This window comes from Bradyrhizobium sp. CCBAU 51745, from assembly GCF_028128715.1.
GTDB classification, from domain to species: domain Bacteria; phylum Pseudomonadota; class Alphaproteobacteria; order Rhizobiales; family Xanthobacteraceae; genus Bradyrhizobium; species Bradyrhizobium manausense.
The window spans coordinates 319,264-331,266 of the sequence record NZ_LBJP01000093.1 but is presented as its reverse complement, the minus strand read 5'-3'; the positions used below and the strand labels follow the sequence as shown (position 1 = coordinate 331,266).

Here is a 12,003-nt window from a genome sequence, read left to right as displayed (position 1 = left end):
GAGCTAACCTAACCGATGATCGTCACGAGGTGGGCGGGCTTCGGCCAGCACCGATTGAAGCCGGAGTGTAGGGCGCGTAGAGTCGATACCGTGCCGACCGCCTGCGTGAGCGCCATGCTCGCACGCCATAGCCGCAGCCAAAACCTGCCGCAAAAATCGATGCCAAAACCAGAATTGCTGTCATTGGACTGTTCCTAGGTGCTCGGAACGCTCCTCCCATCACATTTCATCGTGCAGATGTGACGACTTCAAGATGGCCGTCGCTGAAACTTTTGTCAGACGACGTGAAGTTTGTGCAACGGGTTGCTTCAGGATTAATCGCTCTGTGGTTGAGCGACGCTCTTCAAAGACGGCACTGGGGCGCAGCGACCTTCATCTATTTTTTCCGAATTTCTATGCGGGCCCCCTCAGCCTGTATCAACATGCTGAGACTGCGCGTGAGAGCAGGCTCACCGCTGCGGGCAGGATCTGGTGCCGGGAGGGCCGCGAATGGAATCATTACTTGACGTCGGCCTCGTCCTCTAGCGACGTATTGGACGGATCGATCTCCACGGGAGCAATACGTGCCTCGTGCTGCGAGATCGCTAGCGCCGCTAGTACTGTCCGGTTGGCAATTTCAAGCTTCTGAAAAATGTGATGCAGGTGGACCTTGATCGTTCCATCAGCAACATTGAGGCGCCGCCCAATCTCCTTGTTGGACAACCCTTCCGATACCAGAGTCATGATCTGGCGTTCGCGATCGGTCAGCAGCCGTAAGGGCTTCTCGCGATTTGGCGCTTCGTCCTGATATCCCTCCGGTTCAGGCGAGGGCACCGGCGATACAGCGTGACCCTGCGCAACCTGTCGCAACATTCGGACCAATACCTCAGGCTCGGCATCCTTAGTGAGCGCACCGTATGCCCCCTCCGCCATCACCGCGCCCAACTCCTGCTCCGCGATAGAGGCCGCGAAGAAGACCACTCGAGTGGCGAGGTGGTCGCCTTTTACCATCGCCAGAATGTCCGGCCCGCTGAGATCGGGCATCGAAAGCTCCAAAACGGCAATGTCGGGCACAAAGCGGCGGATGGCTTCGATGCAGCTGGTTCCGTCCCGGCAGGCAGCCACGATTGCAAAGTCAGGCTGCGCCGTAAGGATGCTGGTGATCCCTTCACGTACGATCGGCTGCCGGTCTGCAATGACTACCGTCGTGCGGCGCATGCGGTCCTCGATCTTGTTATTGCCAAACCCCGCACCGAACCAATTTAGTCCCGTCCGTTGGCATCTTCTTCAAAAGCTCGCCCCATACATTAACTTTCATTAGACAAAAATGTCGCGCTCGGTGCCTGCCAAGCCAACAACCTTTGATAGCTATGTTAGCGCATATCTTCCCCTGAGTGAAGAGCCCTCTGGAATAGTACGACGTGCCGCGTGCGCAAGCGGATCAAGAAAAACTGGGGAAAACTCTTTTTAATCGGTAGTAAACATTATGATATTCGCCTGCAAGCTGCGGGCACGCTCGGGGTTCCACCGGTTGGCCGCGAGGACCGAGATCTCACATTCTGCGAATCGCGAGTATAACCAACGATATATAGGGGCTACTGCTGTTGGCATTTAAGGTCGAGCATAATCCGCACGCCAAAGGGGGAGATTAGCAAGACAGCGCTGCGGCGCCCTTCACCAATAGTCATACTAATTAGTCGGTGCCTGCGACCGAAAAGATGGCTGCTCACAGATCATCGATGCCGGTCGGGTCAGTGTTTGTAACCAGTAGGTGGCCCATGTATCCTTTAGGTGCTTTACGGGAAACTCATCAGTCCCTCGTTGTACAATTTACGGAATTGCAGAGCCTACGAAATCGCGTGCTCGAGGCGGAGCAGAGAATGCTCGGCAGGCGACGGTCAACAAGACGGTCCCAAGGGAAGAGACAAGCCGCCCGGAGGTATCGCCCTAGTCGGCCCTAGCGATATCGGACCCGCATCGCCCTTGCCCGAAAGCGGCCCGGCTGTTAAATCCCTGCGCGCCGAGCGGGGTAGTTGGGGACGGCTTCATGGAGACGGGCGACTGGGGTTCGATGACCACCGCTGAGCTGTGGGAACTCTATGACCAGGTGACCTCTGTGCTCAGTCGACGAATGGCCGCGGAAAAGGCCAAGCTCGAGGCACGACTGCGCAAGATTGAAGGTGGGGAGGGCAATCCTCAAACGGAGCGCACACGCCGTCCGTACCCACCGGTGCTGCCGAAATATCGGAACCCCAAGAATCCGGACGAGACTTGGTCGGGTCGCGGCAAGCAGCCCCGCTGGCTCAGGGCGCAACTGCGGGCGGGCAAGAAGCTTGACGATCTTTTGATCGCCCGATCGACGCAACGAAAGCGCCGTCAGAAGACGTAAGACCTGGGAAGATCGGGCGCATGGCGCACCGCTCTGTCCGCATCCCTCGCACGGACCTGATTTGCCGATGTGCGGGGTCGGCAATGAACGTCAACGATCCCCACAAGTGACAACATCGCTGGCAGCCCCTGCGGCAGTCGGGTCCACGAGCTCGAGGTAGTCGCGATGGAAGGTCTCCACCTGAATTCGGCGGTCGAATTTCACGCGAACGCTACTTGGATAGGCGCTCCGACCTACGATCGTCCCTTCAAGACCCGCGTAGCTCGGGTGGCGACGACGTCCAAGGTTGCTCATCGTTACGCGATTGCCAGGCTGGATCAGCGACAGTCCCGTTCTCTCGATGCTGCGTCGATCGTGTAGACTGCCCGACGGCTCGAACAAGCCCCTCTCACGCTCTCTCATATCTCCTCCCCAAATTTAACCAGCAAGATTATTGATGAGGCGCCGGCATTTTAAGCTATTTAATCCAAAACGCATCCCGCTTTCAATCACGCCTCCCGCTTCGCACCTCGCCAGTGAAATTCGGGGAGAATGCAAGCAAGGTAAGCCGTGCTGCATTTTTCGACTCAGCAGAACCGTTTCTTCTGTTCCGGTGCAGACCAGGGTGGGGATAGCAAGTGGATCGCGTCTTGCTTGGACTATTGATGATCGGCAGCATGCTACTCACGCTCCACTTTGCAATCTCAGCGTGGCATAGCTCCGATGAGGATGGCGCAGCTGATATCCTCGGCACCTCGACATTGGTGAACTGTCAGCACGATGGGTGCAATCAGCACCGCTCGTTCATCAGGAGCAAGCCGGAATAGCCATGGCGCCGCCTGGCTTCCTCTTGCTGCGCAATTCCTGTGCTGTCCGGCAGATTGCAAATGTGAATTGCCTCACACCGCCCGAATTTGGTTCCGGCTAAGTTATCGCTGTACTACTTGAGGGGTCCCAGGCAGCATTGGTCCGCCCGGCCAATTCAGTTGCACGCCTCTTGCATGCGAGTTACGGATGATCACAAATCCCGACGTTGTAAATCGACTGGCTGAAATGATCCGGCGCGATCAAGAGCTCTCTGCGACCGCTTTGGCACTTGCCAGCATGGTATCGCAATTGCAGCGCCTTCGCCAATTGGCTCTCGCAATGAGATACTCGCCGTCATGCCCGCTGCCGCCCAACGATTGTCCCGATCGGTCGATTTAATTTAGCGCATTATGTTTAATTATCTTTTCAAGCGAGGCCGCGATGCGCGCTCGCGGAGCTCGTGCGCTGCTGCTAGTGAACTTCCGAGGGAAGCAGTTCGATCGCCCGATCCCTGTTTGCAATGGCAAGCTTTGCTCTGAGAGCCGGAGCAAGCCTTTCCATGATCGCGTGCCGCTGTGAGCGGATCTCCCGCTCGATCGCGTCCGAATAGACCGGAAGCGCGTGAATTGTTTCTCGCGGAACCCTGCAGAGCACCTCTCCGAACCCGGTAGCGACCCGCGCGCAGAGAGCCTTGCCGTCCCATTCAATGTCGCCGACGAACTTGATTGACATGTCCGCCCCTCGTTGATTTAAAAATTTCAATTTAAATATTTATTTTATTTTGTCGAGGGGTATTATTGCGTTTGAGCGCGGAGCAGCGAGATGATTAATCTGAGGACTTCGATGGTAAGCACAACCCCAACCCCTATGGCTGGCCTCGTTTCCTGCCCAACCGTAGCTTTCCGTCCGGCCTCAGATAGCTCGTTCACATTGATGGACAATCGGCCCCTGGTCTTCAGCGAGCGTAATCAGCAAATCTACGAACTCAACGGCATCGCCGCTTTCATCTGGTGCAAATTGCTTGAGGGAGCGAAAACCGAGGCGATTACGAAGGAACTGAGCAATTGCGGAATGGACGGCACCGCGGCCTCTCGGTTGGTGCAGCAGGCCCTAAATCAATGGCTTGAACTGGGACTGGTCGATCTGGAGTGGGAGCCCTCGAGCGACTGGGCGCTACACACCCGCTTTGCTCAGCGCACGATTGCCGTTCAATGCTCAAACGAGGGGTTGCTCGGTCTATTGGAGCCGCTCTTTGGACATTCCACGCGCGGGCACGGTCCGAGTGACATCCTCATAGAGGCGGTCGAGAACGCTGATCAGGCATTTTTTCGCCTCAACGGGGGCAGGACCTTCCGCTGCGAAATTGATCAGTTGGCACCGGCGATCAAGGCGTGTTTGACCGAGCGCCTCATCCTGAGCGATCGGACGGATGTCGCGCTTCACGCGGCTTCGCTCATACGACAGGGCAATGGGCTGCTCGTCTGTGGCAATCCCGGCGTCGGCAAATCAACGCTATCTGTGCATTTGTGCCACGCCGGATTTCAATATGGCGGCGACGACGTGGTGCTTATTGCACCAGACGGAGAGGCCGAGGGACTGCCGTTTCCGCTCACGGTAAAATCGGGGGCTTGGGACATCGTCTCGAGATTGCGCAGCGATCTCAGAGATCAGCCCGTCCATCGCCGGTCAGACGAAGCTCGCGTGCGCTATCTCCCCGCCGTAAACGTGCATCATGGAAGATTTGCAGCCAAATGGATCGTCTTCCTGCAGCGGAGTGAAGGTCTGTCGACCAAGCTGATCCGGATCGGCCAAATCGATGCAATCGGTAGAATCCTGGAGGGCTCGTTCGCGGCGGACGGTAAGCTATCACGGAGACGATTCATCGCACTGAAGAGGATGCTCGCGGACTCCGAATGCTTCGAGCTCCTCTATTCGGATGCCGCAGATGCCGCGCGTGTGCTCACCGGACTTTGTCATGGCGATTCATAGCTCTGCGCTGCTCAGTTTGTGCCGTTGCCTGCGAGGTGTACTGCCATCTGATCCCGATTGGTTCGCCATTCTGGGACTTGCGAACGAGACGCTAACGACGCCGGCCCTGATCGATTTCGTGAACCTGTTCCAGCAAAGCCTGCCGGAAGAAGTCTGCGCCTATGTGCGAGAGATCCATCGCCGCAATGAGGTTCGGAATCAATGGCTCACTGCCCAGCTGACCGAAGCCGTCGTTGCGCTTAACAATAGAGGAGTGACGCCCGTGTTGCTCAAGGGCGCCGCCACCCTTGTTACAGCCTCACGCGCGCAAGCCTCAATGAGGCTCATGGCCGATATTGATCTTCTGGTCCCGCCGGAGCAGACGCAGATCTCTCTGCAGGCACTCGCTGACATCGGCTACGTCGTGCACTTCCAAACTCCTGCCGCGAGTGAAAAATGGTGCACCGATCTCAAGCGGCCTCAGGATGTCGGAATGATCGACCTGCACCGGACCCTGCCGGGCCCCGCGTATTTTTACCGCCCGGCGGGCGACATCCTGGAGAATAGCAAGCTCACATCGATTGGTGCAGGGTCAGCGTACGTGCCAACAGCAGCTTACCAGGCTCTGTTGCTGACCATGCATGATCAATTCCAGGATTACGACTATTGGGTAGGCGGAATTGATCTAAGGCACCTCCTGCAGCTTCGCGACTTGATCAACTCGCCGGACGGGCTCGATTGGATCCGGCTCGCCGGCTATGTACCAGGGAAACTGGCGCGAAACGCGCTCGAAACCCAGCTCATCGCCTTGACCGAGTTGTTAGGCGTCGACGTTCCCGCTTCGATGCGCAGCCGGCGCATTCCGCGCCTGCAGTTCAAAAGGCGAGTCATGCAAGCACGTTTCCCGCTGGCGCGCTGGCCGCTTCTTGCCGCCGCCGTGCTTGACTACCGCAACTATCGCTGCGGGCTGGGCGCTGAATATCGGGGAGCCGGCCAGTCCGGTAGTGGGACTTGGGCGATGCCCAAGCCCGAAACCTTTCGGTTCATCATGGAAAGGGCTCGCGCCCACCGGGTCGGCAAGGTCTAGCCAATTGCGGCACCGGCGGCTCACCCTGCCATGTCCGGTTATCGTTCCTTCAGGGCGTGTTCGGCCTGGTCCCGCAATGGTTTCAAGAGGTAAGACAACGCGGTCCTTCCCGGCGTCTTGATGAACACCTCAACCGGCATGCCAGGCAGCAACTTGGCGGATCCCAATTTCGCCACTTCCTCCGGCTTGAGCAGCACCCGGCCGGTGTAGTAGCTGGTCCCGCTGCGCTGGTCCTGGGTGATATCGGCAGACACCAGACTGACTTCCCCATCAATTTCCGGCGTGGTCTTCTGATTGAATGCAGCAAAGCGCATCGTGGCCATTTGGCCGACATAGACTTGGTCGATGTCGCGTGGAGCAATCCTGACCTCGACCGCGAGTGTATCGGCGTCCGGAACAATCAGCATGATTTGCTCGCCCGGGCCGATGACGCCGCCAACGGTGTGCACGCTGAGCTCGTGAACACGGCCGGACTGCGGTGCCCGAATATCAATGCGATTGAGCTGATCGACCGCTGCCGTCTTGCGTTCCGAAAGCTCCGATAGTTTCGAGCGGGTATCGATCAGGTCTTTGCCGACCTCTGTTCGCAAGTCTTGATCGATCTGGATGATCTGCAGTCCGATCTCCGCAATCTTGCCTTTCGACTGGGCAATCATTCCCGCCAGCTGGCTGCGCTCGCCTTCGAGACGGGCGCTATCCCGCTCGAGCGAGTTGAGCCGCGTGATCGGGACCAGATTCTTCTGCCAAAGCGAGCGTACGCCTTCCAGCTCCTGGCGGATCAGATCGACCTCCTTCTGCTTGGCCTCAGCCTGGCCGGAATAGCCTTTGATCTCATTTTCCAGCTGGGAGCTCTTCTCCTCCAACTGGGCCCTCTGGCCGCCTCTCGCCTGACGCCGCAGATTGAACAGCGTACGCTCCGCTGCGATCGCACGACTTGCTTCGGAACTGCTCTCTTTGGTCCGATCGAGGAGCACTTTGGGAAAGACGATCTGATCGGCACCATCGCGCTCGGCTTCCAGTCGCGCCTGGCGCGCAAGGAGTTCGTCCAGGCTTTTCGTGACAATGGTCGCATTTGCCAGGGTTTGGGTCTCGTCAAGCCGGATCAGGATGTCTCCAGCGTTGACGCGATCTCCCTCCCGAACGCGCAACTCGCCGACAATGCCGCCCGTCGCGTGCTGAACTTTTTTCACGCTGGAATCGACCACCACAAGTCCCTGGGCAATGACCGCGCCCGACAACTGGGTGGTCGTTGCCCAGCCGCCCATACCGAAGATCACGCAGCCGAACATGACCGCGCCCAGAATCATGTAACGCTGCATTGATTGCATCGCAGGAGCGATCTGGCTGCTCATCACCTATCTCCCATGCCCCTCGGCGACGACCTTGAGAGGTATAGGGGTTCGCAGCACCTTCCTGAGAACCTCTTCTCGCTTTCCAAAAGATTGGAGCCGTCCCTCCCCGACCGCGAGCACATGGTCAACGGCCTCGAGCGCCTTCGGACGATGCGCGACAATCACGACAATGCCGCCGCGCAGACGAACGTTCATAATTGCTTTGCTCAGCGCCTCTTCACCGTCCGAATCCAGATTCGAGGATGGCTCGTCGAGCACGACCAGGAAGGGATTTCCATAGAACGCGCGTGCAAGTCCAATACGCTGTCGCTGACCGGCCGACAGTGCCATGCCGCCCTGCCCGATTTTCGTGCTGTAGGCGTCGGGAAGCGAGAGGACGAGATCATGCACGCCTGCCGCGCGCGACGCTTCCAGGACCGCCGCGGCAGTCGCTTGCGGATCGAACCGCGCGATGTTCATCGCAATGCTTCCGTCAAAAAGTTCAACGTCCTGGGGCAAATAACCGATGTGCTTGCCAAGCGCCTCGGCTGACCAGTGCTCGAGCGCGGCATTGTCGAGCTTGACCCTGCCGCGAAGAGACGGCCACACCCCGACCAATGCTCGGGCCAGGGTCGATTTTCCCGATCCGCTTGGACCGATGATACCGACCGCCTCTCCACTTCGCAGCTGGAATGAAATTTCACTGAGAGTTGCCCTCTCGGAATTTGGCGGGGCAACATAGAGGTGCTCGACCGTGAGCGTTCCGGTCGGCGCCGGCAAAGCCAGTCGCTCTTCCTCGGCCGGAAGAAGCTTCAGCAGGCCGTCCAGCCGATGTCCCGACTGACGTGCCGCGACAAATCCCTTCCAATTCGCAATCGCCGTTTCGACAGGCGCAAGCGCCCGAGCCGTGAGGATGGATCCCGCGATGATAATGCCGGCCGTCGATTCCTGATTGATAACCAGCACGGCGCCGACAGCGAGAACCGATGATTGCAAGATCGCACGAAAGATCTTGGAGGCGCCTCCGAGGCCGGCAGCAATGTCGCTCGCCCGCTCGTGAGCCGCAAGATATTTCGCATTGACGTCTTGCCATCGCAGCGCTGCCTGCCGGCGCATTCCCATGGCCTGCAGAACCTCGGCATTTCGTCGGCCCTCCAGAGCCAAGGCGCTGCGCGAGACCGCCAGACGCGAAAATGCTTTGGCCGGTCCGCGCGTCCGCGTCTCGGTGGCCACGGTAATGCCGACCAGAACGAACGCTCCAATCAGAGCGGTCACGCCGATCCAAAAGTGGAAGAGAAAGCAGATGCCGAGATAAAGGGGCATCCAGGGCAAGTCGAACAGCGCAGCCGGACCGCCCCCGGATAGGAAGCTGCGCACCTGATCGAGATCCCGCAGCGGCTGCAAACCATCGGCGTCCGCCTTGGTTCGAAGAGGAAGCCGCACAATCGCATCAAACACGCGGATGCCCAGACGCTCATCCAGGTAGCGGCCGACGCGGACACTGATGCGACTCCTCACGAGATCGAGCCCGCCCTGAAACAGATAAAGCGTGATTGCCAGCGCTATGAGTGCAATCAAGGTCGGGATGCTGCGGCCGGGAAGCACCCGATCGTAAACCTGGAGCATGAAAAACGATCCGGTCAGCATCAACAGATTGCTCATGCCGCTGAACGCCGCCAGCGCCCAAAAGACCAGACGGCAAGAACGCAAGACCGATGAGATCTCGGAGCTCGGCTCGTCATAGTGCTCGCCGGCCCGTTGTTGATCTGAGAACAGTCGCAGCCTAAGCGCTTCCAGCACCTGCTTCGTCCAGCCGATCAGCTCGGCAGTGCGAGAACGGAGTTCGGCTTCATGGAGGAAGCGGCCAGCGACAGCGGAGACCTCCGCGAAATATTCAAAGCACTTCGCCATCGCTGAGAACTGCGCTCGGCGAAGCTTCCGCGGCGGGGGGATCACCCCCCGCCATCCAATATCACTCATAGCACTTGCCCCTGAACCGTGCCTTTGCGAGACCATCCCCAAGGCAGAGTAGAGTCGTTACGCTTGTCGGTTAGGCGAAATGGAAGTCGTGGCTGTGAGATGCATCGACTTTCATGGTCTTCAGTGCGAGCGTGTCAATCCCGGTTGGACTAACGGCGTCGTGGCCCGACTGAGCCGCATGCGACAGGATGCTGGCAAAACTGTCGAATACGCTGTTGTGGGCCTGGAGCTGATCGGGGCCAGCTCCGGCGGCCGTGGAAGCCCCGACTTGGTGGCCGAAGGTGCTGTGGAAGACGAACGTGTCTGTGCTCCCCGTGCCGGAAAGACCATCGCTGCCAGCCGTCTGAGCACCACCGCTCGGATTGACCTGGCTGCCGCTCGGCTCGGCGATCGTACTGGCATGTTGAGCGTGCGAGCCGCTATGCGAACCGATAGTGGGATCCAGCGGATCAGACAAGGCACTCGTGTTGCCCGCCTCATCCGTAGCCGTCGCAGTGAAGGTGTGTGACCCGGCCTTGAGGGCAGAGGTCCTTACGCTCCAGTTTCCATCACCGTCCGTTGTCCCCGAGCCGAGCAGCGCTGTACCTTCGTAGAGCTGCACGGTCGTGCCCGGATCGGCCGTTCCCGACACGATTGCATGATGATGAACGATTGAATCGCTCACTAGCACCGGAGCATTCGGAGCAACCGTAGCTGTTCCCGTCGAACCGTCCGACGAATCCGTCGGAGCGCCGGTAACCGTGTCGGTCGGCGTGCCGGTAGCCGTGTCGGTCGGAGTGCCCGTAGACGTGTCAGTCGGAGTGCCCGCCGTCGTATCAGTCGGAGTGCCCGCCGTCGTGTCAGTCGGAGTGCCGGTCACCGTGTCAGTCGGAGGAGCCGTAGTCGTGTCAGTCGGAGCGGGCGTGACCGTGTCAGTGGGCGTGCCCGTGACGGTGGTAGCGGGCGTCCCGCTCGTCATATCCACGTTATGATCAAGAACAGCCAACGGACTCGAGCCGCCCTCATAGGCAAAACCGTAAGCTTTGGACGGGTCGTAATAGTTGTCCTGGACTGTCAGGGTTCCGGTGAGGGATTGGGTATCGATTGACGTAAAGTAGCTCTGGTTACCGAGCATCGTGTTGTGGGTAATCTGCCCTTGAGAGATGAACTCTGTGTACAGTCCCTGGGTCTCACCGTTGTTTTCCACAGTGGTATTGTAGTTCATGGCAAGCGTGAATGGGCCGCCCTCGAACTGCGTAAAGTCCCCGTGAGATGTCGGGCTCAGGCCGCCATCCTGGATAAGATTGTGTTCGATGACGATGGAGCCGGAGCCACCAGTCTGCTGGATCGTGTCCCCGCCAGCATTCTTCAGCCACGAGTGGTCGATGCTAAAGTTGGTGCCGCTATACAAAAACAGAGTGCCCGACACACCCGCGTCGTGTCCTGCCCCGTCGATCGTGCAATTGGACACACTGAGGTTGGATGCCTGTTCGGTACCAACAATCGGCGTGTAGTTGTTGGACCCGACGACGAAATTGGAATCGAGGATCTTTGTGTTCGCGGCCTCGACACTTACTTGCCAGCCACCGCCGCCAGAAAAGTCGTAGCCATCAAGAGTGACATTGTTGCCAGAGACCGTCACCACGTGATTGGTCGTGTCAACCGAAACACCGGCCATCGAAATCGTCGCGGGATCCTTGAGTGCCAAACCCTGCGGCACCCCAACATGATAATCCACGCCGGCGACACTCCATGCAGGGCGGCTAGCGCCGTAGGAGTCTAGCAAGCTCGGAAGCTGCGGTGATCCAACCGGTGCATTAGCTGAGCCGTCGTTAAGCGCCATCTACCTGTTCTCCTGATGTCTATTTCCCCTCAACATGTGCTCATCCAAGGATGCTCCCCGAGCGCCATGCTGTCTTGCTTCTTCTCGAGCCGACCACGTCAGGACCGGCGGGCAGACTATTGCCCCGGCACCGCGGGCTTTTTTTGGACGACATCGGGGCTGTGCTAGGGTGATGTTTTGGTAGGCACGCCCCACCAGAAAATTAAATTATCAAAACGCCGAATACTGGCTCACCGCCATCAGACAATGGCTCACAGTTCAATTTGAAATACCGTATGAACCCGGGGATTGAGATTGTGACTCACAATGAATTTTCCGAGAAAGATCCACATCATCAACCAGATCGGATTCGACCTGTCGCAATCCGGATTCATTTAATCTTGCTTCGCAGGCGTCTGCTTCCAAAACGCAAGAGTAAAACCTGTGCAGATGGAATAGAGCGAACACGAGCCGCCACAATTTGTTGCGATTGCGCCACCGTTTCTAACCAAAGATCCGCCGAGATACTCATGGGCGTGACGGCCGGTCGGATCGACAAGGAGTCAAGCAGCGACCGATTACTTCCCTCACCGGGCACGCAACTCGCCCGCCGGCTGCGGGCGCACGTTCCTTTCGTATGCAAATGAACAGCTCAGATGAATTGCCGCTCGCGGGCGCAAGT

General features: G+C 58.5%; 8 protein-coding genes. 3 read left to right on the top strand and 5 right to left on the bottom strand.

What is annotated here, in order from left to right:
• Positions 1–498: 498 nt before the first annotated feature.
• Entirely contained in the window at positions 499–1,197 is a 699-nt protein-coding gene (locus XH98_RS37830; RefSeq protein WP_271621583.1) for a LuxR C-terminal-related transcriptional regulator, read from the bottom strand.
• Between the two features lie 829 nt (positions 1,198–2,026).
• Here XH98_RS37830 and XH98_RS37825 point away from each other — a divergent pair.
• Positions 2,027–2,368 (top strand): H-NS histone family protein, encoded by a 342-nt coding sequence (locus XH98_RS37825; protein WP_271621582.1) that lies wholly within the window; start codon positions 2,027–2,029, stop codon positions 2,366–2,368.
• Between the two features lie 1,257 nt (positions 2,369–3,625).
• Here XH98_RS37825 and XH98_RS37820 read toward each other — a convergent pair.
• The gene (locus XH98_RS37820) at positions 3,626–3,886 is read right to left on the bottom strand and encodes a hypothetical protein (RefSeq protein WP_220001576.1); all 261 of its coding nucleotides are present in this window, start codon (positions 3,884–3,886) and stop codon (positions 3,626–3,628) included.
• A gap of 201 nt (positions 3,887–4,087) precedes the next feature.
• Between XH98_RS37820 and XH98_RS37815 the strand changes: the two genes are divergently transcribed.
• Entirely contained in the window at positions 4,088–5,143 is a 1,056-nt protein-coding gene (locus XH98_RS37815; protein WP_271621581.1) for a PqqD family peptide modification chaperone, read from the top strand.
• Positions 5,130–6,209, top strand: coding sequence for a nucleotidyltransferase family protein (locus XH98_RS37810; RefSeq protein ID WP_271621580.1), 1,080 nt, complete (start codon positions 5,130–5,132; stop codon positions 6,207–6,209). Before XH98_RS37815 ends, XH98_RS37810 begins: the two co-directional genes overlap by 14 nt.
• 38 nt (positions 6,210–6,247) lie before the next feature.
• Here XH98_RS37810 and XH98_RS37805 read toward each other — a convergent pair whose 3' ends face one another.
• The 3 genes from XH98_RS37805 to XH98_RS37795 form a co-directional block, all read right to left on the bottom strand.
• Positions 6,248–7,561 carry an HlyD family type I secretion periplasmic adaptor subunit gene (locus tag XH98_RS37805; protein ID WP_057747578.1) on the bottom strand — a complete coding sequence of 438 codons (1,314 nt, stop codon included), beginning with the start codon at positions 7,559–7,561 and terminating at the stop codon, positions 6,248–6,250.
• 3 nt (positions 7,562–7,564) lie between these two features.
• Complete coding sequence (locus XH98_RS37800; protein ID WP_442868680.1) at positions 7,565–9,451, bottom strand: type I secretion system permease/ATPase; 1,887 nt, start codon at positions 9,449–9,451, stop codon at positions 7,565–7,567.
• Positions 9,452–9,590: 139 nt separating this feature from the next.
• Positions 9,591–11,237 (bottom strand): Ig-like domain-containing protein, encoded by a 1,647-nt coding sequence (locus tag XH98_RS37795; protein WP_271621578.1) that lies wholly within the window; start codon positions 11,235–11,237, stop codon positions 9,591–9,593.
• Positions 11,238–12,003 lie beyond the last annotated feature (766 nt).